This is a genomic window from Sphingobacterium sp. NPDC055346 (assembly GCF_053645235.1).
Map to the genome: position 1 here is coordinate 13,179 of NZ_JBSHMI010000008.1, position 15,766 is coordinate 28,944.

At 39.8% G+C, this 15,766-nt stretch carries 15 protein-coding genes; 8 read left to right on the forward strand and 7 right to left on the reverse strand.

Translation table 11 applies throughout. The features are described 5' to 3' along the window. Nucleotides 1-10: 10 nt before the first annotated feature. Entirely contained in the window at nucleotides 11-316 is a 306-nt protein-coding gene (locus ACWICE_RS15775; protein ID WP_099372170.1) for a DUF4134 domain-containing protein, read from the reverse strand. A gap of 587 nt (nucleotides 317-903) precedes the next feature. Here ACWICE_RS15775 and ACWICE_RS15780 point away from each other — a divergent pair. Beyond that, nucleotides 904-3,075, forward strand: coding sequence for a TonB-dependent receptor (locus ACWICE_RS15780; RefSeq protein WP_454298749.1), 2,172 nt, complete (start codon nucleotides 904-906; stop codon nucleotides 3,073-3,075). Nucleotides 3,076-3,079: 4 nt separating this feature from the next. Then, nucleotides 3,080-3,874, forward strand: coding sequence for a cation transporter (locus ACWICE_RS15785; protein WP_099372167.1), 795 nt, complete (start codon nucleotides 3,080-3,082; stop codon nucleotides 3,872-3,874). 60 nt (nucleotides 3,875-3,934) lie between these two features. On the opposite strand, the gene ACWICE_RS15790 is transcribed toward ACWICE_RS15785, so the two are convergent. The 4 genes from ACWICE_RS15790 to ACWICE_RS15805 are packed head-to-tail and all read right to left on the reverse strand — an operon-like array spanning nucleotide 3,935 to nucleotide 6,058. Then, complete coding sequence (locus ACWICE_RS15790; RefSeq protein WP_099372166.1) at nucleotides 3,935-4,573, reverse strand: conjugal transfer protein TraD; 639 nt, start codon at nucleotides 4,571-4,573, stop codon at nucleotides 3,935-3,937. Nucleotides 4,574-4,575: 2 nt separating this feature from the next. Beyond that, nucleotides 4,576-4,851 carry a DUF3408 domain-containing protein gene (locus ACWICE_RS15795; RefSeq protein ID WP_293885560.1) on the reverse strand — a complete coding sequence of 92 codons (276 nt, stop codon included), beginning with the start codon at nucleotides 4,849-4,851 and terminating at the stop codon, nucleotides 4,576-4,578. Between the two features lie 11 nt (nucleotides 4,852-4,862). Further along, on the reverse strand, nucleotides 4,863-5,285 hold the full coding sequence (locus ACWICE_RS15800) for a DUF3408 domain-containing protein (protein WP_099372164.1): 423 nt from the start codon (nucleotides 5,283-5,285) through the stop codon (nucleotides 4,863-4,865). Nucleotides 5,286-5,290: 5 nt separating this feature from the next. Then, a complete protein-coding gene (locus ACWICE_RS15805) occupies nucleotides 5,291-6,058 on the reverse strand; it encodes a ParA family protein (RefSeq protein ID WP_313190631.1) in 768 nt (255 codons plus the stop codon). 747 nt (nucleotides 6,059-6,805) lie between these two features. On the opposite strand from ACWICE_RS15805, the gene mobA reads away from it, so the two are divergent. After that, nucleotides 6,806-7,243: a conjugal transfer protein MobA gene (gene mobA, locus ACWICE_RS15810; RefSeq protein WP_454298750.1), complete on the forward strand. Its 438-nt coding sequence runs from the start codon at nucleotides 6,806-6,808 to the stop codon at nucleotides 7,241-7,243. 31 nt (nucleotides 7,244-7,274) lie between these two features. On the opposite strand, the gene ACWICE_RS15815 is transcribed toward mobA, so the two are convergent. Then, on the reverse strand, nucleotides 7,275-7,739 hold the full coding sequence (locus tag ACWICE_RS15815; protein ID WP_454298751.1) for an N-acetyltransferase family protein: 465 nt from the start codon (nucleotides 7,737-7,739) through the stop codon (nucleotides 7,275-7,277). A gap of 85 nt (nucleotides 7,740-7,824) precedes the next feature. Between ACWICE_RS15815 and mobB the strand changes: the two genes are divergently transcribed. Beyond that, a complete protein-coding gene (gene mobB, locus ACWICE_RS15820) occupies nucleotides 7,825-9,123 on the forward strand; it encodes a conjugal transfer protein MobB (RefSeq protein WP_454298752.1) in 1,299 nt (432 codons plus the stop codon). Between the two features lie 158 nt (nucleotides 9,124-9,281). On the opposite strand, the gene ACWICE_RS15825 is transcribed toward mobB, so the two are convergent. After that, the gene (locus tag ACWICE_RS15825) at nucleotides 9,282-10,052 is read right to left on the reverse strand and encodes an aminoglycoside 6-adenylyltransferase (protein ID WP_149914634.1); all 771 of its coding nucleotides are present in this window, start codon (nucleotides 10,050-10,052) and stop codon (nucleotides 9,282-9,284) included. Nucleotides 10,053-10,337: 285 nt separating this feature from the next. Between ACWICE_RS15825 and mobC the strand changes: the two genes are divergently transcribed. The 4 genes from mobC (at nucleotide 10,338) to ACWICE_RS15845 (ending at nucleotide 15,709) form a co-directional block, all read left to right on the forward strand. Then, nucleotides 10,338-12,341 (forward strand): conjugal transfer protein MobC, encoded by a 2,004-nt coding sequence (gene mobC / locus ACWICE_RS15830; RefSeq protein WP_149914633.1) that lies wholly within the window; start codon nucleotides 10,338-10,340, stop codon nucleotides 12,339-12,341. Nucleotides 12,342-12,546: 205 nt separating this feature from the next. After that, nucleotides 12,547-13,824, forward strand: coding sequence for an MFS transporter (locus ACWICE_RS15835; RefSeq protein WP_149914632.1), 1,278 nt, complete (start codon nucleotides 12,547-12,549; stop codon nucleotides 13,822-13,824). A 51-nt stretch (nucleotides 13,825-13,875) separates the two neighbouring features. Continuing rightward, nucleotides 13,876-14,760, forward strand: coding sequence for an Mph(E)/Mph(G) family macrolide 2'-phosphotransferase (mph, locus tag ACWICE_RS15840; RefSeq protein WP_045754347.1), 885 nt, complete (start codon nucleotides 13,876-13,878; stop codon nucleotides 14,758-14,760). A gap of 121 nt (nucleotides 14,761-14,881) precedes the next feature. Next, nucleotides 14,882-15,709, forward strand: coding sequence for an RteC domain-containing protein (locus ACWICE_RS15845; RefSeq protein ID WP_160370905.1), 828 nt, complete (start codon nucleotides 14,882-14,884; stop codon nucleotides 15,707-15,709). The last annotated feature ends 57 nt before the right edge of the window (nucleotides 15,710-15,766 follow it).

The following is a 15,766-nucleotide window of genomic DNA, read 5'->3' on the forward strand; positions in this document are numbered from 1 at the left end:
ATACGCCAGTTTAAAGGAAGAATGAGCGGAGAATGGTCGCCGCTACGATTAAGAAGATACAAGCCCCGAACCACGACGCAGCCGTCTTGCTTGTATCGGGGTCACCGCTACTAAATTTGTTGTACACCTTTACACCTCCGATTAGCCCAACCACCGCCCCAATCGCATAGATGAGTTGAGTTGCAGGGTCGAAGTAACTCGTTACCATCTGCGTGGCTTCTTGGATGCCTGCCGAGCCGTCGCCCTGTGCGAACACACCGAATGCTGACAGTAACGCAACGCCTGTCAGCGACACTTTTTTGCTTCGTTTTTCCATGATTTAACTGAATTAATTTGTTACTAATTCCCACACCTTGCGGGCTTTCGCAACAAAAGTCTTATGAAAATCGAAGCGTTATGGGAAACTGGAAATCAGCGGAATTAATTGGCAGGGTATGGCGATTTAGATAAAGAAAAAAGGTTTATATCTACAGGATAATGTTTACAAAGGGAAAGGTTTTTACTATCTTCGCATAATGAAATATTTATCATTCATATTAGCTTTAATGGTGTTGATTTTATCAACAGCACCGTGCTTTATGGAAGATAAATGCCATGACCGAACATTTCAGATAGCAGACAACCAAGAACAGAATGAAGATGATTGTGATAAAGAATGTTGCTCGCCTTTTTTCACTTGCAAAACGTGTACAGGGTTTGTAGTAACTTTACTTCATTTTTCAATTCCACACGTTGTCAAGCAACCTGAAATGAAAATAAGCAGAATAATAGCATCACCTGTTTCAGACTTCCCCTTTTCTGTTTGGCATCCCCCACAGCTTGTGTAATATGTAGTGCTTTCAGCACAGTTTATTACTTGCGGTGCCTAGCACCGCAATCATTCATTTAATCATTATTTTTTCAATGAAAAGAATATTAATTGTGTCATTTTTTATGGCACTCGGTTTTTGTGCATTTGCACAAAACACATTCAAAGCTGTAATTAAAGACAGCGAAAAAAAAGAGCCTTTAATGGGAGTAACCGTACAGATTACAGGAACTGCAATTGCAACAACATCTAATGAAAACGGACAAATCACTTTATTAGATATTCCCAACGGACTGCAATCAATACATTTTAGCTATATCGGTTTTAATGAACGCATCGATAATTTTCAATTTCCGTTAACGGACACCAGTGTTGTTGAAATCCTACTCGATGATAGTTCCGAACAATTGGAGGAAGTTGTCATTTCATCCACAAGAAGCACGAGAACCATCCAAAATATCCCTACACGTATTGAATTTATTGGTGGTGAGGAATTGGATGAAAAAGGCAACATGAAAGCCGGTGACATCCGTATGCTTTTGAGTGAAAGTACAGGTATTCATGTGCAAACGACATCGCCCACAAGTGCCAATGCAAGTATTCGTATCCAAGGACTTGACGGACGATATACGCAAATCTTAAAAGACGGTTTTCCGATTTATTCGGGTGCTTCGAGTGGGTTAGGTTTGTTGCAAATTCCACCACTTGACTTAAAGCAAGTTGAACTTATTAAGGGTTCAACTTCCACGCTGTACGGTGGTGGAGCAATAGCAGGTTTGGTCAATCTAATTTCCAAGACACCGACAGAAGAGAGGGATTTGCGTTTTCATTTAAATGGGACATCAGGTAGAGGTTTAGACATCAATGGTTTTTACGGACAAAAATTCAATAAAATTGGAACAACCATATTTGCTTCACACAATCGTAACGTAGCTTACGACCCTGCAAAAATCGGACTTTCTGCCATCCCCCAATTTGAAAGGTATGTGCTGAACCCTAAATTATTTGTTTACTTCAATGATAGAACAAAAATGAACTTTGGCATTAACACCACCATTGAAAACCGTTTGGGTGGCGATATGCTGTACATCAAAGGCAAAGGAGATAATACACATCAATATTTTGAAGAAAACAAATCACAGCGTTATTCTACTCAATTTGTTTTTGACCATACGGTAAATGAAAACAGTTTTATACAAGTAAAAAATAGCGTAAGTTATTTTAACCGCAATACAGCTATTCCCAATTACGAGTTTGAGGGAACACAAACGGCGACTTTTACAGAAGCAAGTTATACCCACAGCAAAGAAAAATCGGAATGGGTGACAGGTGTTAATCTTTGGACGGACAATTTTAAGGAAAAACAGATGACCACATTTCCGATGAGGGATTACACCCAGACGACTTTTGGCGCTTTTGTGCAAAATTCTTTTGAGGCTACGGATTGGCTTCAAATGGAAGCGGGTTTAAGAACGGATTATGTGGTCGATTACGGAGCAGTTTTTTTACCAAGAGTTTCGGCATTGTTTCAGATTGCAAACGGATTGACTTCACGTATCGGGGGTGGATTTGGCTACAAAACACCAACCATTTTTACCGAAGAAAGCGAACGCATACAATATCAAAACGTAATGCCTATTGACGATAATACCAATAAATTAGAAAGAAGTTACGGAGCAAATGCAGACATCAACTATCGTACTAATATTAGTGATGACTGGACTTTTAGCATCAATCATTTATTCTTTTACACCTATTTGGATAATCCTTTGTTACTTCAAAATATAGCGGCAAACACTTATCAATTTATCAACTCCTCCGGCTACATCCATACCAAAGGAACAGAAACTAATATCAAAATCGGCTATGACGATTTGAAACTGTTTTTGGGCTACACCTTTACCGATACCCGCTTGATTGAAAACGGAATAACTACCGACAATCCGCTAACCCCAAAACATCGGGTTAATTCTGTATTGATGTATGAAATAGAAGACGAATGGAAGATTGGTTTGGAAGCCTATTATTTCAGTCCGCAAAAGCTGAACGACGGGACAGCAGGAAAAGAGTATTGGATGTGTGGCTTTATGGCTGAAAAGATTTGGGAAAGATTTTCTTTGTACATCAACTTTGAAAATTTCCTTGATACAAGACAGACACGTTTTGACAACATTTATACAGGAACGATAACCAACCCTGTTTTTAAAGACATCTATGCACCATTGGACGGATTTGTAATTAACGGAGGGATAAAATTTAGACTTTAAAAACATGAATAAAACGATATTTAATATAACTAAAATGGATTGCCCAAGTGAAGAGCAATTAATTCGTATGAAATTGCAAAATTTCGATACGGTAAAGTCATTAGATTTTGATATTCCTAATAGAAAATTGAATGTTTATCATAGTGGAAACCCAGAGCCGATTTTTTCGGCTTTGGAAGCACTGAACCTGAATACAACATTACTTTCCACCGAAGAAAATAACGCAGTTATTGAAACAGATACACACAATAACCAACGAAAACTACTTTGGGCTGTACTGATTATTAACTTCCTTTTCTTTGGATTAGAAATGCTGTTCGGTATTTTTTCCAATTCAATGGGGTTGGTAGCAGACAGCTTGGATATGCTTGCCGACAGTATTGTTTACGCATTGGCTTTGTTTGCTGTTGGGGGGACGATTTTAAGGAAAAACAACATTGCCAAATTTGCAGGTTACTTTCAAATTCTATTAGCGGTTATCGGTTTCGTTGAAGTTATCAGACGTTTTATCGGAATAGAAACGATGCCCGATTTCAAAACAATGATTATTGTTTCTATTTTGGCGCTGATAGCTAACGTGCTTTGTCTTTACCTATTGCAAAAGAACAAAAGTAAAGAAGCACACATGCAGGCTTCAATGATTTTTACGTCAAACGATGTTATTATTAATTCGGGCGTTATTGTCGCAGGCCTTTTGGTCAATTGGCTTAATTCCAGTTATCCTGATTTGATTATCGGAGTGATTGTATTTGTCGTTGTAGCAAGGGGAGCGTATAGGATATTGAAGTTGGCAAAGTGAATGTAAAAATAAATAGAGCCTGAAAAGCTAAATTTCAGGCTCTATTAAAATAATTCTGTGTCAGACAAACTCCCCAATATCAAAACCCTCCAAATCACTTTTCCGCAAATCGGGAGAACTGAAATCCGTTCCGGCGGAGAGGCTCTTATCCAACAATTCTGCAATCTTCCGTGAAGCCCCCTCCATTGAGTTTTCGAGCAGACCGAACAATTCCGTTCCATGTAATCGCTGAACTATATCCACCGCTTTCTGTTGCAGGGCAGGCTCTGGTGCCTCTTGCTCCAACCATGCCCCCACGGTCGTCAGTTCATCAAAGGTAACCCCTGTGGCAAACTCATTGTCGCTGTCCTCAAACCCGTATTCATCCCATTCGTCTTCCTCATTTTCAAAATCGGACATACTCCCGAAAACTTCATCCGGCTCACCCTCAATCTGCGGATTTTCCAATCCAAAACCTATCCCGTAGGTTTCTGTTCCAAAATTATCAGCTATCCCGTCACGTTCGCCCGATTGGCTCTTTGTGGCATTCAGTGGCAAGGTGTGGCGTTCCACGGGCTTGGGAAGACCCATAATATCCGGCAGGTCGGGGCTTTCCTTTTCCGGCTTTAACTCCTTGCGGACGTTCTTATGGATGACCACCTTATCTTTCAGCAAAAGGATAATGACGATGATAAGGCATATTACAATCAATGTTTCCATAACTATAAGATTGGCTTTTGGTTTCGGGCATGGATTGTATTTATTTCCTCGCCGAAATCCTCAAAGTGGTGTTTCAATACACTGTGCAGGTAATCGGTAAGCGTAATATCTCCCTCTCCGAGAATACAGACGATACGGGATAGTTTCTTGTGGAAGTCCGGGCAGATATATACCGACTTTCCGCACCGTGCTACAACACCGGTCGGTCTTAAAAAAGCTGACTTATATCGGGCAATTTGCAGTACCTTTTTAGGTTGGTTTTGCTGTTCCTTTTTCATAATCGAATATTTTAAAAAATGGGTTTAAACTTATTGTTGAAATCATCGGTGATGGCTTTCTCGAACTGTTCAAAATGATGTTCGAGAATATTGTCCAAATAGGCATATAGGGGTATCTTATCCTCGCCGATAACCTGCACGATACGGGAAAGCCGTTCGTGGTATTCCTGCCGGATGTAGATGCTCTTATCGCCACGGCGTGTCATGGTATGGCTGTTGAGAAAACGCTCACCATAGCCTGTGCCGGAAGCCCTTTTTTGTCGGGTACGCTCTTTGGTTACGGGCTTTTCCGTAATGGTTTCCTTTGTCGGCTCTGCGCTCGGCTCTTGGGGGGCTACCGCCTGTTGGGGCTTCTTTGTTTCACCTGCCATAATGGACATGAGATATGCCTCGTCAATCGGGGCATTCGGCTTTTTCTTGTTTTCGTTGTCCATAGCAGTTAAAATTTGACGGTTCTTAGAAATTCATTGATGAACAAATCCAAGCCGGAGGCTTTCATCAATCTTTTATCGGGAGGTAACAGCGTGGAGCGGAAGACGGTCTTTGCCGTTGCTTCACTTTCCTTGCGGAAACGCTTGCTGTCGGAAATACGTGTTTCCATCGCTTGCAGTCCGACCTCCTTAATGACATTGCCGTAGATTTCGTACAGGTGCGATTTTTCCCTGCCATCGACCATGTTCCAAAACAGCCTTATGGTTTCGATGGAGGTCTGCCCGTGTTTCATAAGGACGTTGGTCAGCACATCGGTAAAGCTCAATGTACTTTCCATAACCACACGGTCTGCCGTGATGGGCGAAAAGATATGGTGCATTCCTGCCAGTGTATTCAGTAAGCCCAAAGTGTTCACCGTGCCCGTCAAGTCGAAGAAGACCATATCCACGGGAACAGCCGAGGACTGTATAAATGCTTCCGCATCCGTTAGGGCATTGTCGGCCCTACTTTGCAATACCGGATAGGCTTTCTTGTTGATGGTCGAGAATTGGCGGTGTGCCAGTTTTTTCAATATCTCGTTCTGCATGACCGCTTTCAAATCCCGTTCTCGCATCTGACAGATGCTGTGCTGTGGGTAATCGCAGTCAAAGACGGCTACGTTATAACCCATTTGGTAATGGAGTATGCTTGCCGTAACGGTTGTAAACGTGCTTTTTCCAACGCCTCCTTTTTGGCTTGAAAAAGCAATGAATTTTGTCCTGTTTGTTGCTTCCATTTCTATTCTATTTTTAAGTTTCTATTTCCGTGGACTGCCTGCCGTCCTGCATGGAACGGGGCTGTCATCCCTGCACGCTCTCCGGCGGTCTTGATACAATGCCGTCTGTCCGGCTTGCCGTCATCCATTCAGTCAGCCGTGCCGTCATTCCGGCTTCCATACAGGCAAGACCGATGGCTTGCCTGTCGTCCTGCCCGATGGAATGGCTACCGGATAGCGTTCATGCCGTCCGGTCTGCCTGCCGTTTGGAATGCCGTCATGCGTTCCGGCTTTCCTGCAATCCTGCGCTCCGTCATTCAGCATTGCCATCGGGAGCGAATGCCTGCAAACAGGCTTGCGTGACTGATAGCACAAAGAAGCAGGTTATTCCGATGCACTCTTTTAATGCGGTAGTTTGGGGCATTTGTTGGCAATGTTTGGTCGGGAGTAATAGGGCAATGCTTTGGAAAAGCTACCCTTACTTTGTAAAGGCTTAAATTCAAGAGGTGAATGGAAAAGTCATTGGAGAATGGAAACTATTGGCGGAACGGCACAAAGCCGTTTTTTTCCGCTTTACCCAATCCGACCCGTAGGGCGGATTTTCTGTTCACCCGAACAGAGCAAGTTATGTTTTGAGATGCTCGAAATAAATTCCGCACCTCAAAACCACTTGCCCTTGCAGGGGGCTGAAAACCGCTCCGAAGTCGCAGTTTATAGTAATTAACTAAAGTTGAGCTCGCTGAAGCTCGGTTATTAATGGATTTAGATATGGAAGACAACAGAAGAAACCGAACAAACAAAGTTGGTCGCAAGCCTAAGAAAGACCCTGCCATCCACCGTTATTCGATTAGTCTCAACGACATGGAAAACGCACAGTTCCTTACATTGTTCGAGCAATCGGGCATGAAAATAATGGCGCATTTCATCACAGCTTGTATCTTTCAGAAGCCAATAAAGACCGTAAAAATTGATATGGATGCAGTCGATTTTCATACGAGGCTTACCAATTTTTACAGCCAGTTCAGAGCCGTTGGCGTGAATTACAACCAAATCGTGAAGATACTTTACCGCAATTTCTCGGAGAAAAAGGCATCGGCTTACCTCTTTAAACTGGAAAAGCTGACGGCAGAAATGGCGGATTTATGCCGGAAAGTGATTGAGCTAACACAGGAATTTGAAAGAGAACACCTACAAAAACATAGATAGGATGATTTGCAGAAACTGATAGAGGATGAATTTATTTAAGTTTACTTCGCATAGAGATATTATAAGGAACAAATCCCTCTCTTAGATACAGTTGATATGCTTTTTCATTTTTAGCTAATACCGATAATTCGAGATAGTCTACTTCATTTTGGAGACCCCAGTCTTTTACTTTGTTTATCAGTTTAGCACCGATACCGTGTCCTCTGTAATGTTCATTGACAACAATATCCATTAAGTAAACGGCATTCAGTTGTTTAAAACATTCATAAGGTGGAGAGGTTTGTAATTGTGCGATTACAAATCCGACAATTAAATCATCCTTTTCATAAACGTAGCCTACAAACCCATTATGTTGGTCAACTACGCTTTTCAAAAAATCTTCGTTTTGATATGTAGGCTTATGATAATACGGTTCTGTTTCTGAAGTTAATTTGAATAATGCAAAATACAATTCATTAACACGTTGCATATCTTCTATGGTAATTAATCTAATCATTGTTTTCTTGACATTCATTGTTAGGAAGACCAAGTTACAAAAATCTATCTTCTAATAAGAGAATCGAACTTTAATATAAATACAAATGATAGCAAAGATTGGCAAGGTCGAGAATTTATACGGGGCTATCTCCTATAACCAAAAGAAGATTGACAGTGAAAACGGGCAGGTTTTATTATTGAACAGAATACCCGAAACATTGGATAATACCTATTCGACCAGTTACCTGCACCAGTGTTTTGAGCCGTATCTGTTGGCAAATATCAGAACGGAAAAGCCAGTGCGCCACATATCGCTGAACCCCGATCCTGCGGATAGGGTCAGCGATGGGCAGTTCGTAAAAATGGCGCAGGAGTACATGGAGCGCATGGGATATGGCAACCAACCTTATATCGTTTTTAAGCATACCGATATTGAACGCACCCATATTCATATCGTAACGGTCTGTGTGGGTTTGGACGGCAAGAAGCTACGGGACAGTTATGACCATCCACGTTCGATGGCAATCTGTCGGGATTTGGAACAAATGTACAACCTTATACCTGCAACGGAAAAACAGCGTACCGGAAACGAGCAGGTATTCCGTCCGGTGGATTACAGAGCCGGAGATGTTAAGAGCCAAATCGCATCGGTGGTGCGACACTTGCCGAAGTATTACAGTTACGCAAGCCTCGGAGCGTACAACGCTTTGCTATCGCTTTTCAATATTACGGCGGAGGAAGTCAAAGGGGAACTGCACGGACAGCCTAAAAACGGTCTTGTTTATCTTGCGCTGAACGAACAGGGAGAAAAAGCGAGCAATCCTTTTAAGGCATCCCTTTTTGGCAAACAGGCAGGACTGGACGAACTGCAAAACCAATTCGCAAAGGCTAAGGAGAAAATGAAAGCCGACCCCACAAGAACCGTACTCAAAAGCACCATTGAAGTAGCGATGCACACCGTCACTAATGAAGCCGATTTTAAAAAGCAGTTATTGGAACAGGGTATCAATACCGTGGTACGGCGCAACGATGAGGCGCGTATATATGGTATGACTTTTATCGACCACGAAAGCCGTACCGTTTGGAACGGTTCAGCTTTAGGTAAAAACCTTTCGGCGAATGTCTTTAATGATTGGTGGAACGAGCAAGCGGTTGGGCAACCCCAAGAAGCTGAAAAAACAAACGCACAAAATCAGTCATCTATCACGTGCAACACCGTAGAGAAAGAGGAAGCCCATGCACTTTTTAACTTCCTAAATAAAGAACAGCCGACCGATGATTTATGGATAGACGGATTGGGTGGGCTACTGCCGGAGGCACAGGGCGAAGACTACGAGGAACAGGAATTTGCCAACCGTATGAAGAAAAAGAAGAAACGCAAAAGGCATGGAAGACAACAATAGCTTTTTTGACCATCAAAGACCAGGATTAACATCTGGTCATTGATGGTTTTAGCTTTGAATGCCACGTTTAACAGAGTGGATGGGTTAACCGCATTTGTCAGAATAGATTACAAGCAATAAACATTTCCCAACCACATAAAGAAATAGAAAATTTCGGCTTATTCAATCCTATGTAGTAGTCGTTTTAGGTCTGTCTTAACACCTAATTCATCAAACAGCTTTTTTGATAAGTTCAATGAATTTTGGAAAGCTGTTTTTAAATTGTCGGCGTCCAAATCAGATGTTGTCAATCTAAATGCTGAATACCAATCTTTATCAATGTCTTTTTCAAGACTTTTTGTCGGACTTTCCCAATGATTGGTTTGATTTGTTGCTATTCGGATTAACCAAAGTAAATACTTTTGTACGTTCGACAGACTTTGGTAAGCGTGAGCGTATTCCTCTCGTTTAATCAAATTGTTTGTTGTCAATAATACATTTAGTAATGATTTACTTAAAAGTAAAATGTTTTCATTTGTAGTTCGGTCGGGGAATTTTGTTTTTATTTGATTAAGCGTTTCAGTCAAAAGACCGTTTTTGTCAATTAAGTTCATTTGGTCAAAATCACTGAACGATACAAAACCCTCCCACGATTTTATAACGTCAATCTCATTTACTGTTAAAAAATGAAATTCGCCTCTAATCAGGTTCTCAAAAATGGCAACTTCACTTCCGTATTCATTCGTAAAATATAACGCTGTCGGATAAATCTGATTTACCCACTTTTCGGCAGAAAAATTTTCTTTGCTTTTCAGAAAAATATAAAACTCGATGTCAGAATATTGGTCGCCCTCATTTTTGGTAAACGAACCATACATTAAAACTGCGGAAACATTTTCGTCTTGTTGAGCTATTGATTTGGTTGTATCAATCATTTGTAACTGTGTCATTGTAATAAATTTAAGTTTGTAATAGATTTCTTCATCACTTATGCAAAAGTGATGAGCTATCATTTCTTTTTTGGACAGTTACTTATAGCTTCATTGGATTAAATATTTTAGTTTTTGTTAGGAACAAAGGTACAAAAAATTGCTCTTGATACTCAATAGCGAGTTTTACCTTTTCTGCTTCTACGATACTCAGCCAAACTAAGCCCCCAAAAGCCATCCGACACCGCTTTGGATAAGCCCTTTTAAATAGCCTCTAAATTTCCTGCATCACTAAAATTTTTTGTTATGCAAGGAGAAGACGATTTGAGAGGATTAGCCAAAATCATGGCTTTTATGCGTGCTGTAAGTATTCTTTTGGTACTGATGCACTTTTATTGGTTCTGTTACGGGTTCTTTGCCGAACGTGGATGGACACTGGAAATTATCGGCAAGATACTGACCAATTTCAACCGTACCGCAGGGCTATTTGCCCACACCCTTTACACCAAGATTTTTGCCTTGCTGTTATTGGCGTTAAGCTGTCTCGGCACTAAAGGCGTAAAGAATGAAAAGATAACATGGGCTAAGATTTACACCGCCTTAGTTATCGGTTTTGTGCTGTTCTTTCTGAACACGCCATTGTTAAAGTTGTCGGCAGGGGTTGCCACATCGCTTTATATCCTTACAACGAGTTTGGGTTATATAGCCTTGCTCATGGCAGGGGTATGGATGAGCCGACTGCTCCGCAACAATCTGATGGACGATGTTTTCAATAATGAAAACGAGAGTTTCCAACAGGAAACCCGTCTGATAGAAAATGAATACTCGGTCAATCTCCCAACGAAGTTTTTTTACAAAGGCAAATGGAACAATGGATGGGTTAACATCGTCAATCCTTTTCGGGCTTCGATTGTGCTTGGTACTCCCGGCTCCGGAAAATCCTACGCCATCGTAAACAACTACATCAAGCAACATATCGAAAAGGGATTTGCGATGTATATCTACGATTTTAAGTTTGACGACCTTTCCACGATTGCCTACAACCATTTGCTGAAACATTCCGATAAGTATAAGGTAAAGCCGAAATTTTATGTTATCAATTTTGACGACCCACGCCGTAGCCACCGATGCAATCCGCTAAGCCCTGCCTTTATGACGGATATATCCGATGCCTACGAAGCCTCTTATACCATCATGCTTAACCTTAACAGGTCGTGGATTTTGAAGCAAGGGGATTTTTTCGTGGAAAGCCCAATTATATTGCTTGCCTCAATCATTTGGTATCTGAAAATCTATGAAGATGGAAAGTATTGTACATTCCCCCATGCTATTGAATTGCTGAATAAAAAATATGCAGACGTTTTTACGATACTGACCTCATATCCCGAACTCGAAAATTACCTGTCGGCTTTCATGGATGCGTGGCAGGGCGGAGCGCAAGACCAATTGCAGGGGCAGATAGCATCGGCAAAAATTCCATTGTCACGGATGATTTCGCCACAGCTTTATTGGGTGATGACGGGTGATGATTTTTCACTGGACATCAACAATCCCCAAGAGCCGAAAATCTTGTGCGTGGGCAATAATCCCGACCGCCAAAATATCTATTCGTCCGCTTTAGGGTTGTACAATTCGAGGATTGTAAAACTCATCAATAAGAAAGATAAGTTAAAGAGTTCCGTTATAATAGACGAGTTGCCTACGATATATTTTCGGGGTTTGGATAATCTTATCGCAACGGCACGTAGCAATAAGGTTGCGGTATGTTTGGGCTTTCAAGACTATTCACAATTGATAAGGGATTACGGCGATAAAGAAAGCAAGGTCATCCAAAATACCGTGGGTAATATTTTTTCCGGTCAGGTAGTGGGCGAAACAGCTAAGAATCTAAGTGAACGCTTTGGAAAAGTGTTGCAGAAAAGGCAAAGCATGACTATCAACCGTAATGACAAATCTACTTCTATATCCACCCAATTGGACAGCCTTATTCCGGCTTCCAAAATATCTACCTTGACACAGGGAATGTTCGTAGGGTCTGTTTCAGATAACTTTGATGAGCGTATCGAGCAGAAAATATTTCATGCTGAAATTGTCGTGGATAACGAAAAGGTTTCTGCCGAGACCAAAGCATATAAGAAGATACCGCAGATATTATCTTTTGCCGATGAAAACGGCAACGACAATATGAAGCAGGTCATTGAAGCCAATTACAGGCAGGTCAAAGCAGACATTGTGCATATTGTAGAAAGCGAAATGGAGCGTATTAAGAACGACCCCGATTTACAGCATTTGATCCAGAATAGCAAATAAAAACTTTGAATGAACTTTTTTATTCATAACGTTTTAACGAACAGTATTTTTTATAACTTTGTACCATGAACTATTCAAATACAGCAATGATGGCTAAGCCTTGGAATAACTAATCCAAGTGTTACTTTAGTACACTTCCCTTCTTAGAAGACAATCATCGTATTGCTCTTCCTTTTTTTGTTGTATAACTATTTCATTAATTTTCATGGAAAATAGAAAATGGGTACAGACCTATGTATTTATATGGTCTGGACAATTTATATCTATGTTGACCAGCAATGCCGTTCAATTTTCAATTATTATTTGGTTGAGTTTAGAGCATAGGTCGGCTGAGGTATTGGCTTTTGCAGGGATATCAGGAATGCTCCCACAAGCTATAATAGGGACTTTTGTTGGTGTCTTTATCGATAGATGGAACCGTAAAAAGGTCTTAATAATGTCTGATATTTTTTTAGCACTGTGCGCATTAACGATGAGCATTCTTCTACGAAATGAAACAGCAAATATCAATTGGATTTATCTTATGTTGGGTTTACGTTCTGTTGGAAATGCGTTCCACTCTCCGGCAATACAGACTATAGCTCCACTTCTTGTGCCAAAAAAAGAATTGATTAGGATAGCAGGAATTAATCAAGTAATACATTCGGTGAGTGGAATAGCTGGTCCAGCAATTGGAACTTTAGCTATCACTTACTTGTCTATTTCCACCGTCTTATACTTAGATATACTTGGAGCAATTATCGCCATTGTATCTTTAGTATTTGTGCATATTCCTCACATCAAAACAAATACAAAGCTTTCAATAAGTTACATTTTGAAAGATTGGAAAGATGGTTTCAAGAATGTTTTAGCGAAGAGAGGTTTAGCTCTACTTTTCTTATACGCAATGATGGTTACATTTTTCATTATGCCAACTGCAATTATGTTTCCTCTATTAACAACTGAATATTACAATGGGGGTAAATGGGAAATGAGTGTGATCGAAATTGCTTGGTCTGTAGGAATGCTATTAGGAGGTGCAGTTTTAGGTTTAGCTAAGATAAAAACTAAAAAAATCATTATGGTTAATTCCATGCATATATTATTAGGAGCTTCTTTTCTATTATGTGGCTTGTTACCATCCACATGGTTTATAGGATATGCTGTAATTACCATATTGGCTGGTATTTCACTATCAATATTTTCAGCCTCATTTACAACGATTATACAATTGGAAATCGCTTCTAACATGTTAGGAAGAGTGTTTTCTATGTACTACAGCTTAGCTGTTTTACCATCGGTTGTAGGTTTGTTATTTACTGGTGCATTAGCTGAAAAAATCGGAATATCAAATTCGTTTTTACTCTCAGGTTCGATAACAATACTAATTGGAATAGTTTCCTTTTTATCGCCTATGTTAATGAAAATTGGTAAATCTAAAAGGGATGTCGGAAAAAGTAACATTATAAGCGGTGAAATATCGCAATTAGTTAATAAGAATTAATTTATAATAATCTATACCGTTTAAATGGGATAGATGCAAAAATAGAAAAAAATGACAATCAAGGATATTCAAATACTTGCAGAAGAGCATGGACTGTTATTAACAGAAAATATAAGATTTAATGAAATGGGTATCGACTTTAGGGTAGGTTTCGCTATAGATAATAAAGGACAGAGGTGGTTACTTCGTATTCCTCGGCGGAATGATATGAGTGAACAAATAGATAAGGAAAAGAGAATTTTACATCTTGTAAAAAAACACCTATCTGTTAAAGTTCCCGATTGGAAGATTACATCTCCAAAATTAATAGCCTATCCACTAATTAAAGAAAAACCTGCACTTACGGTTGATGCGGAAACTTATGGTATGGTTTGGAATATGGATAAAGACAGTCCAAACTATATACAATCATTAGCGAAATCTTTAGTAGAGTTACATGATATTACAGAAGAAGAAGTGATTAAAAATCATCTGAAGATTATGAAGCCGTCTGATTTAAGACCAGAGATTGATAATCAATTAAAAACGGTAAAATCAGAAATAGGGATAAGTTCAGAGCTTGAATTACGCTATAAAAAATGGTTAGATAACGATAAACTATGGCCAGATTTTACACAGTTTATTCATGGTGATTTATATGCAGGACACATACTTACCTCACAGGATGGTATTGTCGCAGGAATTATTGACTGGTCAACAGCCCACTTAGGAGATCCAGCGAATGATTTTTCTGGACATGTAACTATTTTCGGAGAGGCAAGTCTTCGAAAGCTAATTACAGCTTATGAAAATCAAGGTGGTAGAACTTGGGGGCAACTTTATGAACAAGCTATAGAACGAGCTTCTGCATCAGCCTTGGCATATGGGTATTTCGCATTAGAAACTAATGACGAAAATCATATTATGGGAGCAAAAGTTCAATTAGGTGTAATCTAATTATTTTTTCACAAATCAAGACGGATTAATTCCGTCTTGATTTTTTCTGTGTATGAATTGCTTGTAATTCATTAGTTAGAATTTTTATCTATTAAATAGAACAAACAATAATTAACAAAATATGAATAATTATTTCAAAGAAATATTCCATAATCTGGAAACGGCAATCAATGAATTGGAAATTGAAGCCGATTGCTCCATACAACGCATAGAAGCCGTTATACATCTGATTTTGGAATGCCTGTCCGAAGTAAAGGAGCGTATCTTAAAAAAAGGGTTTAAGAATGTTGACGAAGAAATCCGCTTTTTTAAATATCAAAAACCCACCATTGTTGCCAAACTCATTTATTACAATGCTATTTACAAAATCGAGACAAAGAAGCCTTATGGTGCAAAGCCCATAAGAAAGTACCTCAATAGAGAGTTGAAAAAACTAAAAAGGTTCTTTGACAACAACCTCGATTTTTATAAGTATTACCGTAGCAACAATTCCTTTCTTGACGAAAGTTTTTTTGTACGTGGCAAACATGATATAAAGCTGTGGTTGGATACTTATTATTTCCAGTCTGACCAGTCCTTTTCCACTTCGCATGATTACAAGGTCGCCAAGATAATAGCCAACGATTTGATACAGGTTTACATCGAAGACCAGTTGTATAACAAATTCCAAAAAGACAAACCGAAAGCCTTTAAAAAATTGAAATGGACGGGTAGCAAAGTGGCGTTGATAGAATTGATTTATGCTTTGCACTATCAAGATGTATTTGACAAAGGGAACAACGACATAAGAGAAGTCGCTCAATATTTTGAAAGCACATTTGATATTGATTTGGGTAATTTTTATCAGACCTATTTGGAGTTGAGAAACCGGAAGATGAACCGTACTAAATTCCTTGATGCGCTTCGAGAGGAACTTATCAAGAGAATGGACGAGCAGGACGAAAAGTAGGGTTTGGGCGTGCCACCGTCTGCATTTTATCCCCATGCCCAGGCTATCGAAAAAATG